Raw genomic sequence first — 26,339 nt, forward strand, 5'->3', positions numbered from 1 at the left:
TCCTGTTGAAGTTGCTGTTCTTTTTGGGCCTGGTTTGATTGCTTGGATATTGACATAGGTCTTTATTTTTAATATTGATTAAGCACGGATTACAAATCCGCACCATCTTGGTTTTATTCAATTCTTAATAATTTCAAGATTTCTTTTTCATGTTTGGCATAAGATGAACGACCTAATTGAATCATTTTATTAAGCTTTTTTATATCATATTCGAACATATTTGTACCATGTTTTGGTTCAGGAAATGATTCGCTAATTCTTAACATATCAAGGTTTGGAAATAATAATTTTGAAACTAAAGAATTACTGTTTGTGCTTGCATTAAGAACTCTTTCAAAAAAATTAAAAATCTTTATTTTTTTTAAAAGTTTTGAAATTAGTCCTGAAGTGTTTTCTATATATTGGCCAACACCAATGTTCAATAAATGTATGTTTTTTTCTTCGTAGCCCAATGATTTGTATGCGTCTATCATGGAATATAAAGTCGAATTATTAGCAATAAAGCCTCCGTCGACAACTTCAATTTCTCCATGATTTTCAGTAACTATTTTCATTTTATCAAAAAAAGGATAGGCAGCACTTGAACAACGAACAGCAGTTTCAATTGTGCAATCAAATCCAGGTTTGAACGATTGTTTCATCCCATGTGCTTGCTTTATATTTGTTTTGAATATTAATGGCATTTGAGTTTCAAAATTTAATGCAACGATTCCAATGTCTGTTTTAAAAGAATCAAATTTTTTCTTACCAAAAACTTTCTCGGCTTCAATTGCCATTGCTCTACTTTTTCCAGATTTAGTCTTGCATTTCATTATTTTAGGAATAAGAGATAGATATAGTTTTTCAATCTCATTTATAGAATATCCTAATGCTATTAAGGCTGCAATTATAGATCCTGTACTTGTTCCATAAATTAAACCAAAATGTGTATGTAGAGGATTTCCTAATTTTAGTTCTAACTCTTTAAGTACTCCAAGTGAATAGACTCCTTTAGAACCACCTCCATCTAATACTAAAATATTCAATTCATTGTTTTCTATATTAGTATTCATACCAAAATTTAATTAGCTGATTAACAAATATTGTTGCGTCATCAATATTCCATTGTTGGTCATTAGTGCCAAATAATTTACTTTGTTCATTTTGAACTAAATAATTTGCCATTTTACCATTATTAACATCATTACTAAATTGATTGATTATTGATACTGCAATTTCGGAAAAAGAATTTTTCCTAAAATTTATATTGTCAGAGTTATAAATTAAACATTCAAGAAAATATGATGGCGCTAGTGTTTTTGTTATATAACCTTTATCAATCATAGCAGCTTTCATATTCTTTAAAACTCTAACACTTGGCTTAAAATTGCCAGATGTATTTTCTTGTTGATTTTTTAAACTTCCATTTTTTAGATGGATTTTTGGATAGTTTATTATATCTCTATTTGGAGTTTCATTTTCTGTACGGAAGATTATACCTTCAATATATTTCTCTGAACTAGGTAGGTAAGATATATATTTTCTGTATGGGTTACATACAATGACATCACAATCAAGTCTATTTCCATCTCCTTTTACTAAAATAGCTTTATTGCCAACTTTTACATTTGACTCTCCAAAGCATGATTTAAGCTGTTCGATTACTGCCAATTTAAATGCAGCTAAAGTGTATTTAGCATCCGCATATTTTGTGTCAAATTCTTGCTTTTGGGATTCTGTTAATGCTGATAGATTTTTAGAAAATATTGATCGAAATTCAACGACTAAATCTACATCACTATTACCATAAATATTTGTGTAATTAGGATACGAGCCTTGTAGATATGTTTCATAATTCACATCATTATCCCAATTTACTTTGTCAATACAATTGGTAACACTTTTGTGTGTATTTGCCGAAGTTTGAACCGCTCCTTGATTAGACCAAGTTTGAAGTTGTTTTTCTGGTATTGCCATTTTTGTTGAATTAAGTTGTTGAATTTATGGAGGTTTATTAAAATTGTTGCTTACGTATTACTATCATTAATGATATATAACTTTTTAGGTGCTTTTAGTAGTATACTAATTTTATTTTTTCGTTGTTGATTTTGATGGTTTTAAGGACGGTGTATTGCCTGGTGTTCCTTTATTATCACGTTGACGTTGATCAGGTTTTCCTGTTGAAGTTGCTGTTCTTTTTGGTCCTGGTTTGATTGCTTGGATAGTCATAGTTAGTATTTTTGGTTAATTATTGATTTGTATATTCATACAGCTCCAAAGTCCTAAACTTTGGAGATTATACTTTACATTCACTTTTTTGTTGTAAAAAGTAGCCCACCACTAGATCTACAATTATTACAAAGTCCATCAGAAAAAATAATTGATGATGTGTCCAATTTTCCACATTTTTTGCATTCACCTAGCATAGGATTACCATACAAGGATGCACTACTACCCGGTGTTACATATGAGGAAGTTAATCCACTGAGAACGGTTGTGTTTATTTTACTTTCAGTTTCTCTAAGTTTTTTTCTGGTATTACTTAAATCATTTTCTTTGTCTATTAACCTTTTATGAAGGTCTTCTTTTTGTTTACTACCTTCTTCTTTAATAGTTTCGATTTTTTCGTTTAGAGTTGAAATATCATTTTCAAGATCTATTTGTCTCAATTTCATATCAGACACTAACCCAATTTGAGTTTTCAAATTAGCAACCTCTGGTATAATATCTGTCCAATTTTCAATTGAACTGATGATTTCTTCTTCTAAAATATTGCATTTTTCAATCATCTCTTCAAAATTGGAAGTGATTAGTTTATGTTCTATATTTTCCTTATCGAGACAAGCAATATATTCCTTTGTTCTCCTCTCAATATTAGAAATGTTAAGTAGAATTAGTTTTAAACTTCTTATAGCGGATTTCCCCCTAGCAACTAGAACCTTTAATTCTGTCATTTGAGCCCATTTATTCGCGATTATGCCTCCCAATAATCCTGACGATAGTGAGATGATTAGGTTAATAATAGTTTCTAGTTCTTGGTTATCTGTTTCTGAAGAATAAATAATTAGTAATATTGTTGCTGCTAGCATTATTATAACCCAAGGATCAAATAGTACATTAAAAAAATTACACCACTTATCTTTTAATGACTCTTTATTTTTATTTTCTTCCATGTTGATGCTTATTTATAGTTGTTTACCCCATAAGGTTTTAATATTATTTAAACTAAATATTTTGCAATATAATTTATCTACTTATCTATTGTAATACGTATAAATACGTATTATTTTAATTTGAGTACTATCACAAAAATTGTATGAATTTTATCTAAAAGTCGTTCAATTGTTTGCTCAAGTTTAAAGCTACTCATCCCAAAACACTATCAAAAGAGACAGCACATTAGAATAATAACAAAGCCGTTATTTCGTTTTTGGAAAAATAGAAAGTTTGTCGGGAATGATTTTACGGTTTTCCGGACAATTGCTTGTGGTGTTCAAAAAAAATTGTGAAATGCCTAGCGGATGGCTTGGAGCATTTGGGGGCGAAATGGTGTAGTTCATCTTCAATTTGGGTATTTAGAATTGGGATTATAAAAGTAGTAAAAATAGTAGTATGTAGTTTACTATTTGGTCTTCTTTTTTTTGCGGGTTGCTATTCAAAGGGTTCTCGATACATTTTAAGTTCTTCCCAATTACTATTGGGAAGAACTTAAAACACTCGAACTGACGAAAGATAGAGATTGCTTCGTTCCCCACAATGACTAGCGTTTGTCGGGGGTGGATTTGTCGAAGGAGATGAGGTTGAGCATGGCGCGCATTCGGGAGCGGACACGATTGCCATAGGCGTTTTCGATTTCGGAGGCGGAGAGGTTGGTGGTGATGTGGGTTTGCACTTTCTTGGCCACAAAAAGGTCGTAGCGCGACAAGATGATTTCGGCCATGACATTGCATTCGTTGCCGAAGTACTTGAGATTTTTCTCCACTCCCAAATCGTCAAAGCAGTAGTTGCGATCTTCTTGATTGTTCCCTCGGCTGTAACGGTGGATGACTTCGTAGCCGTCTTTGATGAATTCGAAACTAATATCACGGCAGGTTTTTAGATGAAAACGGTTGTCTCTGTGGGTGACGTATTTCATCAAGCTCATCAGTGAGGTTTTGCCACAACCGATGGGTCCCGTCAGGAGAATTCCTTTGCTGAGGTCTAGGTCGAATAGGGTCGCGACTACTTCGTCTTTGAGGTAGTAGGCGATGAGTTTGGATAGGTTGTTTTGGTCGGCTTCACGGAAATGGAATTGGGTACCGTAGTCGGTTTTTCCTTTTTGTTCGAGCCATTTGATTATTTCGGGGTAGTCGTAGTGGGTTTTCATTTTTTAAATTTATTGGGTGGTTCAGTATGGAGATTGCTTCGTCGTGCCTCCTCGCAATGACGGGTTGCTTCGTCGTTCCTCCTCGCAATGACTATAAGGGTTCGTCGTAGTTTTTGTCTACTGCAGTGTGTAGGTTTTGAGCCTGGGGCTTGTCGGTGTTTGTGTTTTTGGGAGGGAGGCTGCTGCTGAATTTGGCGGTGTTGAGGATCCAATTGCGCGCGGCGGCTTGCCAGTCTTTCATTTTTGTTTTTCCGCCAATGAGCCAACCGTTGCTGGTGTAGTAATTGAAAAAGCGTTCGGCTTCGAATTCGGAGGCTTCTTGACTGCTGAAATATTCCTTCACAATTTCGAGCGCCGGGTGTGTTTTTTGGATTGACTCTTTTGCTACCGGAATTGAATTTTCTTCTTCTTTATTTTCTATTTTTTCGGGTGTGGTCTCTTTATATTGTTTTCTTTTTGTTTTAAGTATAGGTTTACTATATATAGAGGGTTCATCCACTTGTTCAGCGACCTGACTAATAGGCTGCCTATTTTTGGTACTGCTTCCGTTAGACAAATCATGAATAATAACTGTCGTTCCCGCATACGGATTGTAGGAGGGTAGGTAGTCGATGAATCCCAAACGCTGCAGTTCTTTGATGCATTTGTGGTAAGTAGCTTTGGAAGCGATTTTACTGGCTTTCATCATTTCGTCTCTGGAAATGGTTATGGGATTTTTGAAACGGTTGATGTTCCATCGCTGAAAGAGTGCTAGGTACAAACTGATGTGCGTTGGGTTGAGGGTTGCTTCATGGGCGATTTGTATGAAGAAGCCGGTGAGGTGTTTGATGTAGTTCATTTTGGTTATCAATTTACGATTTACGATTTACGATTTACGATATACGATTTACGGTTGTCAGTTGTTGGTTGTCGGTTGTCGGTTGTCGGTTGTCGGTTGTCGGTTGTCGGTTCTCGATACGATTTTTTGGCAAAAATCACTCGAACTGACGGTTGTCAGTTGTCTGTTATCAATTTACGATTTACGATTTACGATTTACGATATACGATTTACGATATACGATATACGATTTACGGTTATCGGTTATCGGTTGATGGTTTTGTTTTCATTTAATAGTTTGTCGATGTGGGCGGATTCATAGAAGAGGATGCCGCCGACTCGGGTGTAGGTGAGGGTGCCGTTGATGCGGAGGTTTTGGAGGGTGCCGGGCGAGATGTTTAGCAGCTCTCGGACTTCATTGGATTTGAGCCACTTTTTTTGCTGCTGTTGGGGTTTGATTTCCAATAGGGTGCTGAGGTCGGCGATTAATAATTGGCGGAACTCGTTTAGGTCTTCTTTTGTGATTACTTCAATTGCCATACTAATAGTTTTTATATGTTATGGTGCAAAATTGTAGTGTTTGATTTGTTTTGTTTCACAACGGGGTGGGTGTTGGGTGTTTTTTTGTTGTCGGTTGTTGGTTCTCGATACGATTTTTTGGCAAAAATCACTCGAACTGACGGGTGATGGTTGTCGGTTGTCGGTTGTTGGTTGTCGGTTGTTGGTTCTCGATACGATTTTTTAGCAAAAATCACTCGAACTGACGGGTGTCGGTTGTCTGTTGTCGGTTGTCTGTTGTTGGTTGTCTGTTGTTGGTTGACGGTTGTTAGATTAGTTCGTCGAGGTTGTCCATGCGTTTGAGGAGTTGGTGGTTGAGGTTGGTGAGGAATTTGGTTTTGTCGCTTTTTCGTGCTCGGATTTCGAGGAAGGCTCTGCGGTATTGCCCGAGGTCGATCTCGAAGATGTGTTCGAAGTATTCGGCGATGTCTTTTAGGTCGGCAGCTCCATTGTTGAACACTCCTTCGGTGTGGAGGGCATATAGTAGTTCGGTTAGGGCGACTTTTGAGCTGGTCCAGGTTATTTTCCTTTTCGGTTCGTGTTGTGAATTTTCTGTGTTTTCTTTTTTATCCAATGCCAATAACTGGTTTTCGATATACAATTGGATCAAATCATTGGCTAGAATAGTGGCTACTTTAAAATCGTGGGAAGTCGCAAAGGAGGGGTCTGATTCGAAATAATAGGAGTTTAAGGCGAGTTTGATGTCAAACTTTCCGCGGATGAAGTATTGGTAGTCTAAATAGGAATTTCCCGCACGGAAGTACTGGTAGAAGTCCAATTCTTTGTCAAAAAAGGCCTTGAGTATTGCGAGTTCGTTGTTGTAGTATTTCTTTAGAATACGATTGCCACCACTGGGCTTTTTTCGCTCTATTTGATAGATTTGGTTGTAATAAATCAGCTTGGAAGTGAACTGCGGCTTGACTTCTTTGAAGAATTGGATTTCTTCTACTTCGGTTTTGAAATGGGTTTTGTTCACCAATTTCCGAACGGCATGAATGGATTTTAAAATCACATTAATGGCTTGTTCGCACTGTTGGATAGGGTTGTCGATTTCTAAATCGATGAAGTTTAACTGCTCGTTGAGGTTGTTTAGTAAAGGGGCGTATTTGGGATGCAAGAGATTTACGATTTGTGATATACGATTTACGATGTACGAGGTACGATTTACGAAGTACGATATTCGATATCAGATTTATGATTTTTTTAGGGTGGGGACATGGGGTTTGATTTACGATTTATGATTTACGATATTCGATTTGCGAGATACGATATCTGGTTTATGATTTATTTGAAAAGATTTATGATTCCTGCTTTTTCGGCACTATTGAGGAGTTCGATGTCGGTGCCGCCTTTGAAAAGGAGTTGTTTTTTCATGTTGTTTTTTCTTTTTTCGATGGCACTCAGGGAAAGCGGAATTTGATTAGGAAGGTCTTTTGTCATTGTCCCTTTGGCAAGTAGTTCTAAGATTTTTTTGTCGTGCTTGTCCCAATCGAGATTTTGTCCCGTGATTTTGTTTCGTGCGGCTACAATGGTCTGACTGTAATACAATTGGTTGTTATCGATGTCTTTTATTATTTCGGAAAATTTGCCAAAATTAATGTCACTTTTGGCAATAAACACTTGGGGTTGTATTCTTTTAATAATGCGATCTACCCAAGCGGGTTCGTTGTGCATGGAGATGATGATGATTTTGCAGTTGGGGAAAGCCTTTTGAATTAGAACTGCCACATCATCACCAGAGAACAGCTCTTTTTCTTCGTAGGGTGGGAGGCTGATGTCAATTAGCGCTATGTCGAGAGGCATCGCATTGTTTTTGCAATTTGCCATGCAATCGTAGGCTTGTTTGCAGTCGAATGCTTGGTGTAGTTGTGCTTCTTTGGTGTTTTCGGCGGTTGCTAAAAGGGAGGCGTAACTTTCTACATTTAGTGGATGGTCGTCAACAATTAGGATGTTCATTTTGGTTTTTTGGTTGTGCATTGTTTTGGAGTTTGGGATTACTACATATCAAACCTAATTAAAATAGATTAAAATGAATTACGGGAAACCGTAGTTTTTTGTTACGGGGGGGTGTTGGTTGATGGTTGATGGTTGTTGGTTGTCTGTTCATGGTTGTCAATTTACGATATACGATATACGATTTACGATTTACGGTTGTTGGTTGTTGGTTGACAGTTATCTGTTGTTGACTATAATTCTTTTTTCTTTTTCTTTTGGCTTGATTACTCATGGGTTTATATTTTATTGGAATTCGTGAATCTTCGATTTCAAAAGAAACAAAAGGTCAAGACTTGGAGCCCTCGTCGGTCAAATTAAGTCTTGAATTAGAAATGAAAAGAACTCGCTTCGCTCAAACAGCTTTTCATTTTTACTAATTCTTCGACTATTTGACGCTCGACTGCGGACTCTAAGGTCGGTTCTCGATACGATTTTTTGGCAAAAATCACTCGAACTGACGATTAATATTTGATTTACGATTTACGGTTGTTGGTTGTTGGTTCTCGATACGATTTTTTGGCAAAAATCACTCGAACTGACGATTGATATTGGATTTACGATATACGATATACGATTTACGATTTACGGTTGTTGGTTGTTGGTTGTTGGTTGTTGGTTCTCGATACGATTTTTTGCAAAAATCACTCGAACTGACGGTTGATGGTTGATGGTTGTGGAAAAATATGCGGGAAACCGTACAATTTATTTCAGAATTGGTTTTTAATTGCCTTGCTTAAATTATTCTTTGTCAGGTTTTTGTGCTTTTTGAAGAATATTTGGATTGAATTCTTCCCCCGAATTGAATCGCCTGGGCTTTGTTTTACTGGGCAAGTACGATCTCATTTCATACATAAATAGTACAACCAAAATCATTATTTATTATGAAGAACAACTACTTCTATCTTTTGCTTTTTGCAACATTTTTCATGCATGGGCAAGACATCCTCTGGGAAAAATCTTATGGAGGAAAAAATGCTGATTATTTATTTGATGCTCAACCCACTGCCGATAATGGATTCATATTGGCTGGGAGTTCGTTGTCTGGAAAAACAGGAACTAAAACGGCTGGGAATAACGGCGATTTGGATTATTGGGTTTGGAAAATGGATGCCAGTGGCCAGTTGGATTGGCAAAAAAAGCTTGGGTGGAAGTGGCTTTGACTTGTTGCAAAGTATCAAAGGAACTCAGGACGGTGGTTTTATACTAGCGGGTACTTCGAGTTCGAATAAGGGTATGGATAAGCAGTCGGATAGTAAGGGCTTGTCGGATTTTTGGGTAGTGAAATTGGATGCCAAAGGGCAAGAGCAATGGCAACAAACGATAGGAGGAAGTGGTCAAGAGGATTTGTTGACGGTACTTCCTACCCGAGATGGCGGCTATTTGTTGGGCGGTTCATCGAGTTCGGGCAAGGTGGTTCCAGCACCGAGTTCGGGTCTTGGCGTGCTTAGTAGTACTGTCAAGGTAGATTTGACGGCAAAATCAGATGCTAGTCGTGGGAATATGGATTATTGGATTATCAAACTGGATGCTACAGGTACTGTAGTGTGGCAAAAAACCTATGGTGGTTTGTACAGTGATGTGTTGCGCAGTGTGGAACAGACCAAAGATGGCGGCTATATTTTGGGAGGGTATTCCAACTCGCCACAATCAGGAGATAAGACCGATGCTAGTATTGGTATTGGCGATTATTGGATTCTAAAAACCGATGCTTTGGGTGCTGTTGAATGGCAGCATGCTTATGGAGGTACGGGAGACAACCAGTTGTATGTGATTCATCAAACAGCCGATGAGGGCTACATTGTGGGAGGGAATACGAATAGTCTAGGAGCTTTGACTGTGAAGGGCGGTAGTGTGCAATCAGGTTCTGATTTTTGGTTGTTGCGTTTGGATGCCAAAGGTGGTGTGGTTTGGAGTGAAACCTACAATTACGGCAAGGTGGATATTTTGACTTCTTTGGTTGAGAATACCGATCATAGTTTTTTGGTGGGCGGATATGCCCAAAGTGAGCGTGCTAGTACCGCCAAAGGCGTATTGCAGAAAGAGGCTAATGGCATTAATGATTATATCGCGTTGAAAGTGACCGCTCAAGGCGAAGCTGTTTGGGAGAAAATAGTAGGCAGTGGAGGCGAGGACATTTTGCGCAAACTCATTAGTACCCGTGATGGCGGTTATTTATTAGCCGGAACCTCGAATGCGAGTTCGTCAGGGGATAAGAGTACGACTTTGGGTAGTAATGATTTTTGGGTAGTGAAGTTGCAAGACCAGTTGGTACCCTTGACGGTTCAGGCTTCGATTGAGGCGATACCCAATCCTGTGAGTACGTTTACCAATATCATTATTGGGTACGAGTATGAAACGGGGACTGCTACAGTGGTGGATATTGCAGGAAGGACGTTGCAGCAATTTACCATTAGTAGTCGCACGGTGCCGATTGATATGAGTATGTATCCCGAGGGTATTTATGTGGTGAATATCAAGACGAATGTGAAGAGCGAGGGAATTAAAGTGATTAAAAAAACTAAAAAAGAGTAATTGGATTCAAAATTTTAAAATGTAGCACCACGTGTAAGGATTCGTGCGGGAGAGTTGGGGATACATTTTACAATAATTTAGCATCACCACGTTATGCATCCCAATCGATTTAGGTGATTATTATAACAAGTGTAATTATCAATACAAACTTTCAGAGTGACAAGCGTCAGAAAATTAAAATTAAAAAAAATTAAAAAAATATGAAAAGAAAATTTTTACAATTGCTACTATTAATGTTGATTAAATCAAACTTAATTTGGGCGCAAACTACAGATTATACACCAAAAATTTTTCCTCCTGATCCAAGTGCACAATTATTTAATAAGTATATAGACCACCCTGTGTCCTTGAATACAGGGTTAATTGATGTTTCTATACCATTATATAATTTTAAAGAATATGGATTTGATATACCAATTAAGTTGAATTATTATACAGGAGGAATTAGAGTGGATGAGGTTGCTTCTGAAGTAGGTCTTGGATGGTCTTTGAGAGCGGGCGGAAGCATTTCAAGGGCGGTTAAAGCAAACCCCGATGATTCTGCAATAGGATATATGTATAGCCCCTATACAGTACAACAAGCCAGAACAGGAATTACTAACGTCGACTTTAACAACGACTTGCAGCAATTAGCATCTAGGGATTATGAACCGGATAGTTTTTCTTTTAATTTTTTAAATTTTAGTGGCAAATTTTTCTTTGACAAAGCAGAAAATACGTTCGTTCAAATTCCCAAAACAGATTTGAAAATTAATTTTAATAAGGATTCTAATAACAAGATTATATCGTGGGTTTTAATTGACGATCAAGGAAATCAATACTTTTTTGGAAAATCAAGTGACTTAACAAGATCTCAGGTAGTACATAGCACCCAAAGCACCCAAGTGACTTATAGTGATGATGGCATACATGGTGGCACATCTACTGCAGAAGATCATATTCTTACTTGGCATTTAATGGAAATCAAAAATTGTAATGGCCGTGCAATTAAGTTTTTTTATAATGAAAGTGAAGCGTTTTTAGATGTAAGCAAAACAAATGAGAATTTTGTTTATAATGGAAATCTAATGTTTGAAGATCAAGGCACAGAATATACTGTTGATTATGTAAAGAGACGAATTACAAATGTAACCCTATCAAAAATTGAATCAGAGAATCAACAAGTTTTGTTTAATCAAAGTATTGACGAAAGATTAGATTTGCCAAAAACCAAGAAGCTTCAAAATCTTATAGTATTAAACAAATTAGGCAATCAAGTAAAGAAAGTAACATTCGATTATGATTATTTTAGTTCATCAGAAAACACTACTGATCTAAATTATGCGTATCCTTTAGATCAATACAACTATAGGTTAAAACTACAGTCTATTAATGAAATAGACAACGCTAATGTGCTTGTTGCAAAACACACTTTTTTTTACAATGAATTATACACACCAAACAGAACATCCAATTCCCAGGATGCTTGGGGTTATTACAATGGACAATCAAATGTAACACTAATTCCTAAGTTAGCTGTTTCAAAAAGCTTTCCAGAATATAAAGTAGCCAACAGAGATATTAATGAAGAATTATCGAAAGCTTTTATACTGACAAAGATTCAATTTCCAACGGGAGGTGTTGTGGAATATGAATATGAATCCAATAGAGCAGGGTTTATAGAAAATAAATCGATCATAAATAATTTTGACACTAAAGAACATAAACTTGTAGGTTTTGCCCCTTTAGTTGGACCTGGAGGACCAGAAGAAAGTTCGGCTCCTGTTTTTGAAAATATGTATCGTGAATATTTTAGTGTTCGCAATATATCAGGATTGGTTTCCATAAATTGTTGTATCGAAGGCTGTGAAACAATCCCCTCAACAAATTGTCATTATACAATTAAAATAGTAGGGATTAACACCAGTTTTTTACAGTATGTTTATGGGGGAGATACCAATCTAAGCCTCCCTAATGGGGATTATTATATTGAAGCCGTAAAAAACGGATCACCTGTATCAAGTATTGGTTTTTTTGCCACCTTGGAATGGAATGAGTTTACTGCTGGTCCAGAAGGAGGAGAAAGGGTTGGAGGTCTGAGAGTGAAAAAAATACTCATTAAAGAAGCTAATAGCCCAGATATAATCAAAGAATATAAATATCTAAATCCTCTCAATTCTCAAAGTAGTGGACATATGTATCAATATCCGGTTCTTTACGAATCGCCCCATTTAGCTAATGATTATATTGGTTCATTTAAAATTTCATCAAACAGTTTGGCACAAACATCTTTAACAGGAGGTAGTTTTGTAAACTACGAAAATGTTACAGAATTGTTGCCTTTGGCTAACAGCGCTAGCTTCAATGGAAAAACCGAATACATCTTTTCCATCGGGTCTCTAAACCAACCTTTCGAATTCGCAACTTTAGCTGTAGATAAAACCGAAAAAAATCTAGGTTGGCAAGAAGGAAAATTATTGAATGAAAAAAAATATTCATTTAAAAATAACTTATTTAACCTAATAGAAGAAACAATAAATGAATATGAAACTTTAGATCAAAAAACTATTGAAAATTTTGGGGTATTATTTGACTATAAACTAACCACTTCAAATGGTCAAAAGTGGTATAGATTTACTTTTTATCCTCTTCAAACAGGTAGATGTAAGCTTATAAAATCAACACAAAAAAATTATTTTAGTAATACTACGTTAGTTGAAAAAATAATGAATTTTCAATATTATACGAACACCGATTTATTGAAAAATAGAACTTCAACTACTTCTAGATTAAATGAAACACTCACAACCAATTATTTTTATCCCATAAATACTGAAATGGCTAATAAGCCTTTTGTAAATGAATTAGTTACCAAAAATAGAATTGGCACCCCTTTAGTTACCCAAACTTTGATAAATAGCGTAAAATTATCTGTGCAAGAAATTGTTTTTGACAATAGTGCTTCCACAAGCAATTTGCTATTACCAAAATACATTTATTCAAATAAAGGTGCAGCTGTCATTACTGACGCTGACAAAAAAATTACTTATGATCAATATGATGCTAAAGGTAATCTTGTTCAATACACACCCGAAGCGGGCGTGCCAGTCACTATTATTTGGGGATACAACAAAACCCAACCCATTGCTAAAATAGAAAATGCTGCTTATGCCAGTATAAATCCTAGTTTAATCACTGCTGCACAAACCACATCAGATACAGGCACAGAGGACAGTTTACTAGCTGCACTCACTGCTTTACGAACAGGACTTCCTAATGCCATGGTAACCACTTACACTCATAAACCCATCATTGGCGTGAGCACCATAACCGACCCCAAAGGCGACAAAATCACCTACACCTATGATTCTTTTAGCAGATTACAAAAAGTTAAAGATAAAGAAGGCAATATCTTATCCGAAAACGAATACCATTATAAAAACTAATCGTTAGCGTTATGAAAAATATATTACACCTATTAGTTTTGTTGCCTTTAATGGTTGTTGGACAAACCCCAACTGAGAATTACATCAAAACTACGACTTACAAAATACCAACCACTACCAGCATAACAAATCCTACTATCACCCAATCCAATCAAAACATTACTTATTTTGACGGTTTAGGTAGACCGATGCAACAAATTGCTAACCAGCAGTCTGCCACGGGTAAAGATATTGTAACGCCTATTGCATACGATGCTTATGGTCGTCAAACCAAAGACTATTTGCCTTATGTGCCAAACGCAGCTGCTTCTCTCAATTATAAACCCAGCGCCTTAACCGATGTTTTGAATTTTCCACAATACTACGGACAAAACCCTTATAGCGAAAAACTCTTTGAAGCCTCACCGCTCCACAGAGTATTGAAACAAGCAGCCCCTGGAAGCGACTGGGCGTTGAATTCAGGACACGAGATTAAACTGGATTACCAAACCAATATTGCAGGTGAGGTGAAACGCTTTGATGTGAGTTTGACCGCAGACTATGTGCCTAGCATTACTGCAAATGGCTCGTATGACCCTAATGTATTGTACAAAACGGTGACTACTGACGAGAACAACAACCCAATTGAAGAATTTAAAGACAAAGAAGGTCGTGTTGTACTGAAACGCAATTATGACAGCAGCGTGGCTCATGATACCTACTATGTGTATGATGTGTATGGTAATTTGACCTATGTTTTGCCTCCTAAAGCTGAGGGAGCAACGACTGCTGCGGTACTGGACGAGTTGTGTTACCAATACCAATACGATTACCGCAACCGCTTAGTAGCCAAAAAACTACCGGGCAAGCAATGGGAGTTTATGGTGTATGATAAATTGGACAGAGTAGTGGCAACAGGACCCGCGTTTTCGCCATTTAGTGATGTGACTGGCGCCGGCTGGTTGATTACTAAATACGATGTGTTTAACAGAGTGGTCTATACAGGATGGTTGAATAGTATTCAAGTTACTAGTACTGAAAGAAGTACGATGCAGCAAACACAAAATAATGCCACGACTATCAATGAGAGTAAACAAAGTGGAACTACGATAGATGCTATTGCGGTGAATTATAGTAACAACGTAGCACCAACGAGTTTTAAACTTCTTAGCGTGAACTATTACGATGATTATGCAATACCGAATGTAAGTGGACTGGCTACCAGTGTAGATAACCAAACTGTAACCACCGCTACTAAAGGATTGGCGACAGGTTCTTGGACACGTGTGCCGACAACTACAGCTGAGGTAAAAGCAGAAACCACTTCTATTTTGTACGATTACAAATACCGACCAATTCGTAGTTACACCACCAATTATTTAGGAGGTTATACCTATACCGATAGTAAACTGGATGTTTTCTCAGGGCAATTGCAGTACACGGTGCAAAAGCACAAGCGTACTGGCAATGATGCTGAATTAACAGTAAAAGAAGCGTTTACTTACTCGCCGCAAAAACGACTGTTGACCCACACCCACCAGATTAATGGAGGAGCCGAGCAACTGTTAGCGGATAATACCTATGACGAATTGGGTAAACTGACCAGTAAAAAAGTAGGGAATACTAGTGCTGCACCGCTACAAAAAGTAGATTATAGCTATAACATTAGAGGGTGGCTGAAATTTATTAATAACCCAAATGCTCTGCAACAAGGTTCAGATCCAGCGGATTTATTTGGTTTTAAAATCAATTATAATACTTTAGATGGAAGTACAGCTGTGGCAGACAAACTCTATAATGGCAATATTGCCGAGACGTTTTGGAGCACGGCTACCGATGGTGGGTTTGTTAGGAACTACGGCTATAAATATGACCAATTGAACCGTTTGAAAGACGCTTCGTATGGAAAATCAAGTTTGGTAACTCATATGTATGATGAAAACTTGACCTATGACAAGAATGGTAATATATTGACTCTTAAACGCAATGGCGATAGAGATGTACAAGCAGGAACCATAGGGATTGACGACCTTGTATATACCTATGCTATTAGTTCCAATAAACTCTTGAGTGCGACCGATACACCTGTTACAGCAACAAGTGGATTTAAAGATGGTAACTCCACAGGCGATGATTATGTATATGATGCCAATGGTAATATGACCGTGGACAAAAACAAGAATATTACCAGTATTGTGTACAACCATTTGAACCTACCGACTAAAATAATTTTTCCAACTGGAAATATTGTGTACTTTTACAACGCTAGTGGGCAAAAAGTACAGAAGGTGGTAACAGAGAATACTACGGTAACCACAACTGATTATTTAGAGGGTTATCAGTATCAGAACACGGTATTGCAGTTTTTTCCAACGGCAGAGGGCTATGTGAAAAACACCCCTGTGAGTGGTACTAACTCGTACAATTATGTGTTTAATTACACCGACCATTTGGGTAATGTTAGGTTGAGTTACACCAAAAACCCAAGCACCAACGTTCTTACAATTTTAGAAGAAAGCAACTACTATCCATTTGGGTTGAAGCATACTCCTTACAATGCAGATAACTTTCAACCTGGGTATAAGTATAAGTACAACGGAAAGGAACTGCAAGACGAGCTATCACTGAACTTGTACGACTATGGTGCAAGAAATTATGACCCAGCACTTGGGCGTTGGATGAATATAGACCCTAAAGCAGAAACAAGCAGAAGATTTAGTCCTTATGTGTATGCATTGAACAATCCTGTTTACTTTATTGACCCAGATGGAATGAAAGCAGATGATTGGATTGTTTACTTAAATTCCGAAGGTAAAACAGCTGTAACATATCATCAAGGAATTGGCACAAAAGAACAAGCTGAAGCAGCGGGCTATAAAGGAGTAAGTCAAGTAGTAAAATCAGGGACATTATCTGGCACTACTTCTGAAGGTGTTAATTATTCATATCATTTAAATGAGAATGCTACTGTAACAAATTCATCAGGAGAAACAACGAAGGAAGGATTTTCAACACCTAACGGTACATATGTTAGTGAGAATCCAATAGGTAGGGTCAGTGAAAAACTTACAAATGCAGGTGAGTTTTTATCTAATGCAAGTACATATGTAAAAGGAATAGGTGTATTAGTTACTGCATCAAGTGTTGTTTTTGGTCCAGAAGTAGCACCAGTGGGAATTGGGATTTATGATGCGGGTAGTACAATGAGTGCTACTTCTAGTGCTTTATTAACAACTTTAAATTTTGCTGAAGGGAAGAATACTGAAGCAGTTACAAGAGCTGCTTCCTTAATTGTTGGAAAAAAAATTGATGGAGTTATTAATAATAATGTTTCTGGTGAAGTTTCAAAAACAATATTAAAGCAAAGAGCTGATGCTTATTTAGAAAAAGCTACTGAAGGAATAGTAAATAAAAACAAACATTAAATTATGAAAACGGTAGTAAATATCATTTTTTCTTGTATTATTTTGTCATATGGTTTATATGAAATTTATATTACTTATAAAAAACCAGCTCCGTTATTTAGTACAGACTTAAAAGGTTATTTTGGAGGTTTTTTCTTGATTGTTTTAAGTTTTATGTCTTTAATTGGCAAACTAAATTTAGTAGATATCTTTAAAGATATTTTTCATGTAATATTTAAGTAAACTGGTAATGTATCAAAGTTAGTGATGGTGGTGTAAAAGCTAGTTAATAAACTGAAAATCAATTATATTGTTACTTTAAAAAGGAAAAAGAGAAGCTATGGCTTCTCTTTTTTTATATTTATTATTTCTTAAAAACGCTTAAAATGGCTTTTAATACGTCCTCGTGTATCAAAGTTAGTGATACTAAAATTTGTCCTCATTGTACTGCTCCTACACTAATTAAAAATGGGTTTACTGCTAACCAGAAACAACAATTTTATTGTAAAACATGTACCAAACGGTGCATTGATTTTTATACAAATAAGGGATGTCGTAAAGAAATCAATGCCCATATTGTAATGCTTATTAAAGAGGGTATGGGAATTAGAAGTATGGCTCGAGTTTTATGTATTTCTACCACCACTTTACTAAAACGTATAGTATTCATTGCCAAAGGAGTTCAATCGCCACCCATTCATTCTGGTCAAATCTATGAAATAGACGAAATGAGGACTTTTTTAAGGCATAAAGGCAAGGTAATTTGGATTGTATATGCTTTAGATAGAGTCAATAAAAATGTAATCAGTTTTGCTGTTGGTTCAAGAACCAAGAAAACACTCAATCAAGTTATTAAAACCGTAGTACTTTCCAATCCCAAAAGGATTTATACTGATGGGTTGATTCACTACAAATTTTTAATTCACAAAACTATTCATAAAGTCACCCGATTTGGAACCAATAGAATTGAAAGAAAAAATCTAAGTCTCCGTACTCAATTAAAACGCCTCAATAGAAGGTCAATTTGTTTTTCTAAAAGTTTGCTTGTACTTAGTGCAGTGCTAAGGATTTATTTTTGGTTGTGATTGTGCGCTTGTTTTAGTCATAGTTAAGTTCATTGTCAACTTATCTTTGAGTATTTTCATGTCCTCGCTTACTTTTCTGTCTAAGACCTTAGCATAGTGCTGGGTGGTGCGTAGGTTTTTGTGTCCTAGCATTTTGCTCACGCTTTCTATGGGTACGCCGTTAGTGAGGGTTACCGTTGTGGCAAAGGTGTGTCGAGCAATGTGAAAGGTGAGTTCTTTGTTGATCTCGCAAATTGCAGCTATTTCTTTTAAGTAGGCGTTCATCTTTTGGTTGGATAGAATAGGGAGGAGCTTGTCCTCGTTGTTGCTCTGTGGGTGGTTTTCGTATTTGTCAATGATCATTTGCGTTACTGGAAGTATGGGAATTTTTGAGGCGCTTTCTGTTTTTTGGCGGTGGGTAAATATCCACTGTTCTCCATCAATACCGTGGCTTATGTGCGACTTTGTTAGGTTTTTGACATCAATGTAGGCTAAACCGGTAAAGCAGCTAAAAAGGAAGATATCGCGTACTAGTGAGAGTCTTTCGGTTTTGAATTCTTTTTCAATTATGGATTGAATCTCTGCTTCGGTGAGATACACTCGTTCTACTTCTTTGACTTTGGCTTTGTAATTGGCAAATGGATTTTTATCCAGCCAGTCGTTGGCCAAGCATATCTTGATGATTTTATTGAAGTTCTTGATGTACTTGACTGCGGTATTGTTGTTGCAGTTTCTCACGCTACGAAGCCAGAACTCGTAATCTGTGATAAAAGCGTGGTCAATCTTAGTAATGTCAATGTCGGATATGTTGTATTTCCACTGCATGAACTCAATGGTGTGTTTTAACGAGGTGGTGTAGCGTTCTAATGTACCTGGCGCGTATTCTTTTCCAATGAGCTCTTTTATCTTCTTGTTGTGGTCTTGGAAGATGGTTACGAGCATGCGTTTGGTTTCGGATAAACCAAATAATTCATTCTTCAGATTCTCTGAAGTAATACTAATGTCTTTTTTGATCAGTTTCTTCTCAGCGGCTAGAATTTGACTTTTTAGGTAATCAAGATGACTATTGATTGTTCTAGCTTCATCGGTAGTGCCTTTGACTTTGCTTCCTTCTGAAGACCATTTATCAGGACTGATGTATTTGTTGGTGCTAAACTCAAATCGTTTTACATTGACTGTAACTCGGGTGTAGATGGGGCAAACTCCTAGATTGTTCGCTTTCGCTCTCTTGATGTAGAAGAGAATGGATACAGATGTGTTCATTATTGGTGACCTTAAAGTTAGTATTAAATTTATTCGATTTAATAGCTACTTACAAGATGTGCATTTTTTGTATATGCTACTGAACACCTTGTGAGTAGTGGTGTCTTCGTTGCGAGGTGTCACTTGTTTTTGTTTTTTGTAGTGACTCCTCGAAAGACACCTAAACTTTGAGATTTAATGAATAATTTGATATAGCCATAAAAGAAAAAACCCACTAAATTGTTGAATTTAGTGGGTTTTAGAGCCTTTTGCTTTTCAGCCAGCGGAGAAAGAGGTTCTTTCGTATGTCGCTTCAAGCCAATGTTTTCAGTACTTTATAGAGCTAAATTTTACAGGGTACCAAATAGGGCACCGACTGATTAGAAACTTTCTACAGTATAACTATACAAATTTACTTTTTTTTGTCTAAAAAGAAAAGATAAATATCTATAATTCAATTTTATTATTTAAATTCGTAATGCTCTTTTAGTATTTAAGTCTTTTTGGCAATGTATTAAAAAATTATAATATACATTTGCAAAAAATACGTTTTAATTACATAATAAAATGGAAGTATCTTTAACGGTTAAAAATATAGTTATTGTTGGTGAATTTCAACCATCTAGATTTGACAAGTATTATTTTTTAAAAAACCAAATTTTTGAAGAAGGGGATATCTTAGAAACTTCAATTTTTAGTTCAGAATTTTCAGTTGTGAGGACAAATCTGTTTAATTTAACGGTTTTGAATAATCAAATTATTTTAAATGAGAACGAACCTAAAGATGAAGATTTTATTTCAGAAATAATTTCTAAGATTGTTAAAACTATTGAATTTAAAGCTAGTGGTTTTGGTATAAATCTTCATTGGTATATTTTTTCTGAGAATGATACAAATAGATTGTCTAAAGAATATTTTTATAATGAAAATAGTGTAATTAATCAATACTTTATTGATGGTAATGTAAGTTATGGTACTTATATGAGTAAAGATTTTGGTAATTCTAGAATGAAATTAGATATTAAACCTGCAACAGTAACTAAAATTGAAACTGGACAGGAGCAAACAATTATTGCATTTTCATTTAATTTTCATACAGATTTAAATACAGAAAATTTTAAGGTTAATATAATGAAGTCATTAAGTGAAATTAATGAATATACAGAAGAAACTAAAAAAATAGTAAAATTATATGCAAAATAACACTTCTCAATTTATAGAAAAAGAAGCGTTTACATCATTGCCTTTTAACGCTAATTATCGACCAACAAATGGTTCAAGTTCAGAGTTTGTTGGTAGTTTTATTATTGCTACAACCGAAAATAATCAATTTGATTCAGTACAGGGTTTTTTAACTCCTCAAATTAAAAGTTGGTTAAATGGGTTTAGTAGAAGTGAATCTAAGGAAGAATTATACATAACAGCTATTGATAATTTATTAAAAAAAGTAGATTATCTTAATCTTACAATTGAGTTAGATCAAGAGTTGATTACCGAGGATGAATTTGACCATGAATTAGAAAAGAATGAAGACAATTACTTAATTACTGTTAATCAAAATTTCAAACCAACTGATTTCGATTTAGTAGTTTCAATTACCAATAGATTAAAAAATAGAAAATTCTCTAGTGATGAAATTTCTGAATTATTTTCAATTGATATTGAAAAAGTTGAAGAATTTATAGATTATCATAATCATAAATTTCTTTTGTAATATGAAGCATGTTCATTTTAACTCTTCAATTGAGTGTGCTTCAGCAATAATAATATCTAGAAAGATTACTCCATCATCCTATATGGTTATTAATAAAATAGGTAAGTGCAGAACATTTAAATGTTCTAGGAATAGTGAAGCTGTTATCCTTAAGGAATTGGATCCTAAAGAAGCGTATCATAACATACACTCTTGTTTAGATTTGAACGACAAACTAGAGAGTGAGGATATTTTTCTAGCAATCAATTGTAAAAAATCTCCAAAAATTGAATTGATTAATCATACTGGTAGGCATAAAGCTCAAGCCTGTAATACATCTGAGTATACTTTTGCGAAAGTTTCAAAACAATTTCCTAATATAGCTGATTTAAATCCACAAAAAAATATTGTTTTGCTAGAAAATATTGAGCTTTTAGAAGAATAGTTTACTAATTATTTTTTTTACAAATTCATATAAATATCATCTAGCTCTTCCTGTCTAATTCCTAAGTATCGTTTTGTTATCGCTGGTGAAGAGTGATTGAATAGCTCACTAAGATATAACAACGCTTTGTCGGTTTCATTGTTATTTGACCATACTTGACGACCAAAAGTCTTTCTAAGGCTATGTGTTGATACTGCCAAAGACTTAGAACCAAAGACCTCTTTTAGTTTACGGTTAACGTATTGTTTAGATAGCACCGTATTTTGATTTGATGTAAATACATAACCCTCAATGTTTGGGTTTCTCTCTTTAAGTAATTTAAAAGCAGTCTTGACGTTGTCATTTAATTTGATAATACGTTTTTTATTCGTCTTAGATTCCATCAACGATATTGAATCACTATTTAGGTCTTCTACTTTTAGTTTTAGAATGTCGGAGATTCTTAAACCTGTGTTGATACCAAACACAACTAGGAACCCCAATTTATAGTTGCTATCGGTTTTAATGATTTTCATTGCTTTGTTTAACGTTGCGTCAAAATTCAAGTAGTCGCTGGTAGTTACGGAATTTTTTAAGCTCATGACGAATTATTTTTGATTTGAAGTAAAGATAGCGATTAAAAGTTTCATAAACAAACTAAAATTAATAAAAGTGAAACTATTATTAATTATCAAACACTCAAAATTACGTAAGTACTTTGTTTGCAATAGTTTATATAAAACAAAAAGTTTCACTATTATTATAAGTGAAACTTTATGGTTGTTAAAAAAATGATATAAAATAACTCTGTCGAATTTTGAAGATTAATTATTCTTTTAATTCTAGTAGATGTTTTTTGGATTAAAAACGGGGGGGGTAGGGTAAAATGAACCCCCAGTTAGGGTGCCATTTTTCAAGATGGTAACGGGTGTTAACATATAAAATTAATTTTTGCAAGTAACTTAAAATATATCTTTTTTACTATATATTATATATGTTATGCTAGAAGTTTAAATTTCTAGTTGGTCATTCATCAATATATAGCCTTAATCTACATAGAGCCGGACATTCTAATTCATAATTTGTTTAAGTTATTTTTTTATAGTAATTCTGCCAATTCAATATTTAATCATTTTCATTTTGATGGATCCGGAGAATTTATTTTTCATTAATGACAAAGGCAAAAGGATTGACAGTAATTCTTCATACAAAGTAATCCTTAAAGAAATTCACTGGCTGGGCATAAACACTTCCAATATCACAATTAATGAGTTGCTAGATGAGTTGGATTTAAAATTGGCTATCAAGCACAATCTGATAGTTCAGGACAAAACTTATTTAGAACAACTTAGAGAATATAGTCAATTTCACAACCAAATTAGGGTTTTGTACAAACACATAATTGCTGATGCGTTTAATCTGTATTCTTATGATGAAGACAAAATGCCAAATGAAATCAAGCGTACATTTACTAGTAAATACATTTAGGTATAAATTTGATTTGTTATAGATTGGACACATGATCAGCTTTATTCTATTTTTATTTTTTTCTTGCTATTAACCCCTATAAACTCTCTAGGTGTCATTCCAGTATTTTCCTTGAATATTGTATAAAAATTAGATCGTGTTTTGAAACCAGATTGCTCCCCAATTGCTTCAATTGTTAAGCGCTCTTTTGCATCTGTATTTAATAAGTCTATTGCATGTTTCACTCGTAATTCAGCTCTCATTTTATAGAATGTAGTTTTAAATATTGTATTAAAACAATATGAAACATGACTTTCAGGCACTTGTAGCGAATTAGAAATCGAAGTAATTGAAAAATCTGGATCTAGATAGGGTTTTTCCTTTTCTATAAAGATTTTTATTTTTTCTGATAACTCATCTAATGGGTCTGGGTTAAAATCTGATTCACTACTATCTATTTCTATTTCCTTCCTTTTTTTTGTTTTCAATTCTTTTAAATAAATTTTTCGAGGAATTCCATAAAGTATATTGGGAAATAATAATAATGAAAATGTTAATATAAAGAATGTAATAGAACCAATTAAGTGCAGATTATAACTGTTACTATATACGTCTTTTGGTGATTTATTGATAAAGATTATGGTTATTAACAGAAAGTAAATCGCTATAACCAATGAACAAATCAATACGATACTAAGCCATCTTAACTGAATAGAAAAGTTTTCCTTGATTGATGTGTTTTCCTCTTTCTTTTGAAAAACAGCTTTAAAAACTAAATAGCCGCAGTATGAAGTATATATAATAAACGCACCGATTCGGATAAAAAAGCGTTGTTCTAAATTGAAAAAAATGTTTGCATTTTCATTAGCTACAGTTCCAACATTAGCTATTAATAGCTCAGCATTTTTTAACTTAAGTTCAAAGGGAAGTAAAACAAAAGGTATTATACCAATAGCATGAATAACAGCTGGTATAAAGTGCCAAATATCTTTTTTTTCTAATCGGGAGTTATTATGTATTACCCCTCTAGTGTAAAATAAAAGCAGAGGACCCAGCAATAAGTATAATGGTGTAAAATGATTGTAAATAATTGCTAACCAAAATTTATCTTGACCAAACAACACCAAATGATGTGTTGTATAATACAAAGAAAAAAGTATTAAAAATAGTGAAAGGTAAATAGATGTTTTATTGGTTTTATAATTATTAAAATATAAAACCAACGCTAGTAAAAAAATAGAAATAGAGATGTATAACAGCATTTTTTGTTTTTTTGCTTCGCAAAACTATAAAAACCAAGCAAATTTGGACTTTTCTGTAGTTGATAATATGTCCTATTGCGCCTATATAGGACAAAAGTAGTCCTAATTAGCGATTTTAGGCTAGTACAAAGCGATAATTTTGTGAGTTAAGTTTACCAACATCATTTGGGAAACGATTAATTACCCCACAAATTAGTAGCTATGATATTGAAAAAATCTTTTTTCTCAAAACCAGTATTGCAAATTACTTTCACTTTTTTATTGTTGTTTAGTTGTCATTTTGCAAGTGCACAATTTCTTATAGTAGATTATCCTTTTAGTGGTATTATGACATACAGATTAGGCGTAAATAGTAATTCCTATTTAGGATCTACTTTAGCCACATTAAATCCTACAGGTTTATTTACTGATTGCTTATCTAATGAAATTCTAGACGAATTGCATCCAGTTACTATAACAACTTCAGATATTTTCTCTTTTTGATTCAAAATTTACCTCCCTAAACATTTAATATGAAATTCAATAAAATATTTTCGACACAATTAATTAGCTCCATAATTTTAAAAAATCTATTCTGCTTTACTGCTGTACTTTCATTTTTCTTTTCAGTGAATTTTGCTGCTAACGCTAATAACATTCAAATTAATACTGTTTATTTATCTGATAAGAATACAACTTTAGATACTCAGACTGTCAATTTTAATTTGAGTTGGGAAAATAGCTGGCGTACTACTACTGGACCAAGTAATTGGGATGCTGCTTGGATATTTGTCAAATATCGAAAAAACGGTGGAGTTTGGGAGCATGCTAAACTAAAGACGGGGTTAAATCAAACAGCTCCCTCTGGTGCTACTATTGATATACCTTCAGATGCTATGGGTGCATTTATTTACCGATCTGTTCCTGGTTCTGGGAATTTTTCTTTAAATAATGTTAAACTTATATGGAATTATGGTTTGAATAGTATAGCTGATGCTGATGTTGTGGAAATTAAAGTTTTTGCAGTTGAAATGGTTTATGTACCACAAGGAAGCTTTTCTTTAGGAAACTTAATCAATGAAGCAAATAGTTTTAGAGATGGCTCTTGGGTAAGTGGTTCAACAACTCCTTTTCAAATTTTGTCAGAAGCAGCATTAACTATAGGGAAACAAGCTGGTAATCTTTCTTGGGGAGATGAAACAGTTTCATCTTCATTATCTGCATCCTATCCAAAAGGATATTCTGCTTTTTATTGTATGAAGTATGAAATTACTCAAGGTCAATATAGGGATTTTTTGAATCTTCTCACAAGACAACAACAAGTTAGTAGGATTAATACATCAATAACTGTGTCTGCAACTTCTGTTACCAATAGGTATGTATTGTGTAATTCTACTGCTCCAAGATCTAATGATCGAAATGGAATTAAATCACCGGCTAACTTTGAAGCTAATAATCCTATCACTTTTTATTGTGATTTAGATGTTGATGATATTCCTAATGAAAGTGTAGATGGAGAATGGATTGCATGTAATTATTTGAACTGGCTTGATGGTCTTGCTTATTTGGATTGGTCTGGTTTAAGACCTATGACTGAAATGGAATTTGAAAAGGCCTGTAGAGGCAATCAAAACCCCGTAATTGGAGAATATGCTTGGGGATCAATTGTACTTACTGACGGAAGTTCAAACATTATTAATCCTGGAGCTAACAATGAAACAACAAGTATAACAGGTGCTAATGCAGTGTATTGGGATACTACCTTAAGCGGACCTATTCGTGTAGGTGCTTTTGCTCGTGGGGCTACTACCCGTCAAGAAGCTGGCGCTACTTACTATGGTATTATGGAAATGAGTGGTAATCTAGTTGAACAAGTTGTAACTGTAGGCAACACAATGGGGCAGAGCTATTCATCTATAAATGGAGATGGAGTTTTGTCTGCAACGGGTTCTAGTAATCAAACATCCTGGCCTACAAACACAATTGGAGGAGGTAGTAGAGGAGGTAGTTCGTTTTCGAGAAATTCGCATTTAAGAGTGTCTGATCGTAATAGTGCTACGACGGTTTATTCACCTAGGTATTCCTCTTATGGATTTCGAGGTGTTCGAAAGCTATAAATTATCTTGTTAAATCAATTGTTTTTATAAAAATTA

General features: G+C 34.9%; 25 protein-coding genes. 13 read left to right on the top strand and 12 right to left on the bottom strand.

Going from position 1 to position 26,339, the window contains the following annotated elements; genetic code table 11:
* Nucleotides 1-113 precede the first annotated feature (113 nt).
* The 6 genes from Q0L65_RS13500 to Q0L65_RS13525 all read right to left on the bottom strand — a co-directional run bounded on the left by Q0L65_RS13500 (nt 114) and on the right by Q0L65_RS13525 (nt 5,105).
* A complete protein-coding gene (locus Q0L65_RS13500) occupies nt 114-1,052 on the bottom strand; it encodes a patatin-like phospholipase family protein (protein WP_296687310.1) in 939 nt (312 codons plus the stop codon).
* Entirely contained in the window at nt 1,042-1,956 is a 915-nt protein-coding gene (locus tag Q0L65_RS13505) for a nucleotidyltransferase (RefSeq protein ID WP_296687312.1), read from the bottom strand. Before Q0L65_RS13505 ends, Q0L65_RS13500 begins: the two co-directional genes overlap by 11 nt.
* Nucleotides 1,957-2,067: 111 nt before the next feature.
* A complete protein-coding gene (locus tag Q0L65_RS13510; RefSeq protein ID WP_296687314.1) occupies nt 2,068-2,208 on the bottom strand; it encodes a hypothetical protein in 141 nt (46 codons plus the stop codon).
* 80 nt (nt 2,209-2,288) lie between these two features.
* Nucleotides 2,289-3,152 carry a hypothetical protein gene (locus Q0L65_RS13515; RefSeq protein WP_296687316.1) on the bottom strand — a complete coding sequence of 288 codons (864 nt, stop codon included), beginning with the start codon at nt 3,150-3,152 and terminating at the stop codon, nt 2,289-2,291.
* A gap of 587 nt (nt 3,153-3,739) precedes the next feature.
* Complete coding sequence (locus Q0L65_RS13520) at nt 3,740-4,345, bottom strand: ATPase (RefSeq protein WP_296687318.1); 606 nt, start codon at nt 4,343-4,345, stop codon at nt 3,740-3,742.
* A gap of 91 nt (nt 4,346-4,436) precedes the next feature.
* Nucleotides 4,437-5,105 carry a transcriptional regulator gene (locus Q0L65_RS13525; RefSeq protein WP_296687319.1) on the bottom strand — a complete coding sequence of 223 codons (669 nt, stop codon included), beginning with the start codon at nt 5,103-5,105 and terminating at the stop codon, nt 4,437-4,439.
* A 6-nt stretch (nt 5,106-5,111) separates the two neighbouring features.
* Between Q0L65_RS13525 and Q0L65_RS13530 the strand changes: the two genes are divergently transcribed.
* Nucleotides 5,112-5,456, top strand: a complete 345-nt coding sequence (locus Q0L65_RS13530) for a hypothetical protein (protein ID WP_296687321.1) — start codon at nt 5,112-5,114, stop codon at nt 5,454-5,456.
* Here Q0L65_RS13530 and Q0L65_RS13535 read toward each other — a convergent pair.
* The 3 genes from Q0L65_RS13535 to Q0L65_RS13545 all read right to left on the bottom strand — a co-directional run bounded on the left by Q0L65_RS13535 (nt 5,427) and on the right by Q0L65_RS13545 (nt 7,676).
* On the bottom strand, nt 5,427-5,702 hold the full coding sequence (locus Q0L65_RS13535) for a helix-turn-helix domain-containing protein (protein WP_296687322.1): 276 nt from the start codon (nt 5,700-5,702) through the stop codon (nt 5,427-5,429). The two genes, Q0L65_RS13530 and Q0L65_RS13535, sit on opposite strands and share 30 nt — an antisense overlap.
* Before the next feature lie 286 nt (nt 5,703-5,988).
* Nucleotides 5,989-6,837 carry an RteC domain-containing protein gene (locus tag Q0L65_RS13540; RefSeq protein WP_296687323.1) on the bottom strand — a complete coding sequence of 283 codons (849 nt, stop codon included), beginning with the start codon at nt 6,835-6,837 and terminating at the stop codon, nt 5,989-5,991.
* Between the two features lie 167 nt (nt 6,838-7,004).
* The gene (locus Q0L65_RS13545; protein WP_296687325.1) at nt 7,005-7,676 is read right to left on the bottom strand and encodes a response regulator; all 672 of its coding nucleotides are present in this window, start codon (nt 7,674-7,676) and stop codon (nt 7,005-7,007) included.
* Nucleotides 7,677-8,596: 920 nt separating this feature from the next.
* Between Q0L65_RS13545 and Q0L65_RS13550 the strand changes: the two genes are divergently transcribed.
* The 6 genes from Q0L65_RS13550 (at nt 8,597) to Q0L65_RS13575 (ending at nt 18,140) form a co-directional block, all read left to right on the top strand.
* Nucleotides 8,597-8,875 carry a hypothetical protein gene (locus Q0L65_RS13550; protein ID WP_296687328.1) on the top strand — a complete coding sequence of 93 codons (279 nt, stop codon included), beginning with the start codon at nt 8,597-8,599 and terminating at the stop codon, nt 8,873-8,875.
* Complete coding sequence (locus Q0L65_RS13555) at nt 8,823-10,247, top strand: T9SS type A sorting domain-containing protein (RefSeq protein WP_296687330.1); 1,425 nt, start codon at nt 8,823-8,825, stop codon at nt 10,245-10,247. The genes Q0L65_RS13550 and Q0L65_RS13555 overlap by 53 nt, the downstream gene beginning before the upstream one ends.
* Nucleotides 10,248-10,447: 200 nt before the next feature.
* The gene (locus Q0L65_RS13560) at nt 10,448-13,672 is read left to right on the top strand and encodes an RHS repeat domain-containing protein (protein WP_296687332.1); all 3,225 of its coding nucleotides are present in this window, start codon (nt 10,448-10,450) and stop codon (nt 13,670-13,672) included.
* Nucleotides 13,673-13,683: 11 nt separating this feature from the next.
* Nucleotides 13,684-17,076 (top strand): DUF6443 domain-containing protein, encoded by a 3,393-nt coding sequence (locus Q0L65_RS13565; protein WP_296687335.1) that lies wholly within the window; start codon nt 13,684-13,686, stop codon nt 17,074-17,076.
* 3 nt (nt 17,077-17,079) lie between these two features.
* Nucleotides 17,080-17,298: a hypothetical protein gene (locus tag Q0L65_RS13570; protein ID WP_296687337.1), complete on the top strand. Its 219-nt coding sequence runs from the start codon at nt 17,080-17,082 to the stop codon at nt 17,296-17,298.
* A 143-nt stretch (nt 17,299-17,441) separates the two neighbouring features.
* The gene (locus Q0L65_RS13575) at nt 17,442-18,140 is read left to right on the top strand and encodes an IS1 family transposase (RefSeq protein ID WP_296687339.1); all 699 of its coding nucleotides are present in this window, start codon (nt 17,442-17,444) and stop codon (nt 18,138-18,140) included.
* Here Q0L65_RS13575 and Q0L65_RS13580 read toward each other — a convergent pair.
* The gene (locus Q0L65_RS13580; RefSeq protein WP_296687341.1) at nt 18,117-19,382 is read right to left on the bottom strand and encodes a site-specific integrase; all 1,266 of its coding nucleotides are present in this window, start codon (nt 19,380-19,382) and stop codon (nt 18,117-18,119) included. The genes Q0L65_RS13575 and Q0L65_RS13580 overlap by 24 nt on opposite strands.
* 546 nt (nt 19,383-19,928) lie before the next feature.
* Here Q0L65_RS13580 and Q0L65_RS13585 point away from each other — a divergent pair.
* Genes Q0L65_RS13585 through Q0L65_RS13595 form a run of 3 tightly spaced genes read left to right on the top strand, consistent with a single transcriptional unit; the run spans nt 19,929 to nt 21,499 of the window.
* Nucleotides 19,929-20,564 (top strand): hypothetical protein, encoded by a 636-nt coding sequence (locus tag Q0L65_RS13585; protein WP_296687343.1) that lies wholly within the window; start codon nt 19,929-19,931, stop codon nt 20,562-20,564.
* Complete coding sequence (locus Q0L65_RS13590) at nt 20,554-21,075, top strand: hypothetical protein (protein ID WP_296687345.1); 522 nt, start codon at nt 20,554-20,556, stop codon at nt 21,073-21,075. Before Q0L65_RS13585 ends, Q0L65_RS13590 begins: the two co-directional genes overlap by 11 nt.
* A 1-nt stretch (nt 21,076) precedes the next feature.
* Nucleotides 21,077-21,499, top strand: coding sequence for a hypothetical protein (locus Q0L65_RS13595; RefSeq protein WP_296687346.1), 423 nt, complete (start codon nt 21,077-21,079; stop codon nt 21,497-21,499).
* Between the two features lie 17 nt (nt 21,500-21,516).
* On the opposite strand, the gene Q0L65_RS13600 is transcribed toward Q0L65_RS13595, so the two are convergent.
* Entirely contained in the window at nt 21,517-22,080 is a 564-nt protein-coding gene (locus Q0L65_RS13600; protein ID WP_296687348.1) for a tyrosine-type recombinase/integrase, read from the bottom strand.
* A gap of 541 nt (nt 22,081-22,621) precedes the next feature.
* Here Q0L65_RS13600 and Q0L65_RS13605 point away from each other — a divergent pair.
* Nucleotides 22,622-22,966, top strand: coding sequence for a hypothetical protein (locus Q0L65_RS13605; RefSeq protein ID WP_296687349.1), 345 nt, complete (start codon nt 22,622-22,624; stop codon nt 22,964-22,966).
* Nucleotides 22,967-23,007: 41 nt separating this feature from the next.
* Here the strand turns inward: Q0L65_RS13605 and Q0L65_RS13610 are convergent, their stop codons facing one another.
* Nucleotides 23,008-24,207 (bottom strand): helix-turn-helix domain-containing protein, encoded by a 1,200-nt coding sequence (locus tag Q0L65_RS13610; protein ID WP_296687351.1) that lies wholly within the window; start codon nt 24,205-24,207, stop codon nt 23,008-23,010.
* A gap of 201 nt (nt 24,208-24,408) precedes the next feature.
* On the opposite strand from Q0L65_RS13610, the gene Q0L65_RS13615 reads away from it, so the two are divergent.
* Together Q0L65_RS13615 and Q0L65_RS13620 are read left to right on the top strand one after the other, a co-directional pair.
* Nucleotides 24,409-24,690: a hypothetical protein gene (locus tag Q0L65_RS13615; protein ID WP_296687352.1), complete on the top strand. Its 282-nt coding sequence runs from the start codon at nt 24,409-24,411 to the stop codon at nt 24,688-24,690.
* Nucleotides 24,691-24,719: 29 nt separating this feature from the next.
* Nucleotides 24,720-26,303 (top strand): SUMF1/EgtB/PvdO family nonheme iron enzyme, encoded by a 1,584-nt coding sequence (locus Q0L65_RS13620; RefSeq protein ID WP_296687353.1) that lies wholly within the window; start codon nt 24,720-24,722, stop codon nt 26,301-26,303.
* Nucleotides 26,304-26,339: the final 36 nt, after the last annotated feature.

Origin of the sequence: Flavobacterium sp., from assembly GCF_024642105.1 — a bacterium.
In the GTDB taxonomy this organism is placed as follows: domain Bacteria; phylum Bacteroidota; class Bacteroidia; order Flavobacteriales; family Flavobacteriaceae; genus Flavobacterium.

Bases quoted from the DNA above. Each gene is read 5' to 3' on its own strand.
- Q0L65_RS13500 (WP_296687310.1), bottom strand. From the start codon at position 1,052: ATGAATACTAATATAGAAAACAATGAATTGAATATTTTAGTATTAGAT.
- Q0L65_RS13570 (WP_296687337.1), top strand. From the start codon at position 17,080: ATGAAAACGGTAGTAAATATCATTTTTTCTTGTATTATTTTGTCATAT.
- Q0L65_RS13605 (WP_296687349.1), top strand. From the start codon at position 22,622: ATGGATCCGGAGAATTTATTTTTCATTAATGACAAAGGCAAAAGGATT.
- Q0L65_RS13545 (WP_296687325.1), bottom strand. From the start codon at position 7,676: ATGAACATCCTAATTGTTGACGACCATCCACTAAATGTAGAAAGTTAC.
- Q0L65_RS13565 (WP_296687335.1), top strand. From the start codon at position 13,684: ATGAAAAATATATTACACCTATTAGTTTTGTTGCCTTTAATGGTTGTT.
- Q0L65_RS13520 (WP_296687318.1), bottom strand. From the start codon at position 4,345: ATGAAAACCCACTACGACTACCCCGAAATAATCAAATGGCTCGAACAA.
- Q0L65_RS13585 (WP_296687343.1), top strand. From the start codon at position 19,929: ATGGAAGTATCTTTAACGGTTAAAAATATAGTTATTGTTGGTGAATTT.
- Q0L65_RS13550 (WP_296687328.1), top strand. From the start codon at position 8,597: ATGAAGAACAACTACTTCTATCTTTTGCTTTTTGCAACATTTTTCATG.
- Q0L65_RS13615 (WP_296687352.1), top strand. From the start codon at position 24,409: ATGATATTGAAAAAATCTTTTTTCTCAAAACCAGTATTGCAAATTACT.
- Q0L65_RS13510 (WP_296687314.1), bottom strand. From the start codon at position 2,208: ATGACTATCCAAGCAATCAAACCAGGACCAAAAAGAACAGCAACTTCA.
- Q0L65_RS13505 (WP_296687312.1), bottom strand. From the start codon at position 1,956: ATGGCAATACCAGAAAAACAACTTCAAACTTGGTCTAATCAAGGAGCG.
- Q0L65_RS13535 (WP_296687322.1), bottom strand. From the start codon at position 5,702: ATGGCAATTGAAGTAATCACAAAAGAAGACCTAAACGAGTTCCGCCAA.
- Q0L65_RS13600 (WP_296687348.1), bottom strand. From the start codon at position 22,080: ATGAGCTTAAAAAATTCCGTAACTACCAGCGACTACTTGAATTTTGAC.
- Q0L65_RS13580 (WP_296687341.1), bottom strand. From the start codon at position 19,382: ATGAACACATCTGTATCCATTCTCTTCTACATCAAGAGAGCGAAAGCG.
- Q0L65_RS13620 (WP_296687353.1), top strand. From the start codon at position 24,720: ATGAAATTCAATAAAATATTTTCGACACAATTAATTAGCTCCATAATT.
- Q0L65_RS13515 (WP_296687316.1), bottom strand. From the start codon at position 3,152: ATGGAAGAAAATAAAAATAAAGAGTCATTAAAAGATAAGTGGTGTAAT.
- Q0L65_RS13610 (WP_296687351.1), bottom strand. From the start codon at position 24,207: ATGCTGTTATACATCTCTATTTCTATTTTTTTACTAGCGTTGGTTTTA.
- Q0L65_RS13555 (WP_296687330.1), top strand. From the start codon at position 8,823: ATGCCAGTGGCCAGTTGGATTGGCAAAAAAAGCTTGGGTGGAAGTGGC.
- Q0L65_RS13590 (WP_296687345.1), top strand. From the start codon at position 20,554: ATGCAAAATAACACTTCTCAATTTATAGAAAAAGAAGCGTTTACATCA.
- Q0L65_RS13595 (WP_296687346.1), top strand. From the start codon at position 21,077: ATGAAGCATGTTCATTTTAACTCTTCAATTGAGTGTGCTTCAGCAATA.
- Q0L65_RS13575 (WP_296687339.1), top strand. From the start codon at position 17,442: ATGGCTTTTAATACGTCCTCGTGTATCAAAGTTAGTGATACTAAAATT.
- Q0L65_RS13560 (WP_296687332.1), top strand. From the start codon at position 10,448: ATGAAAAGAAAATTTTTACAATTGCTACTATTAATGTTGATTAAATCA.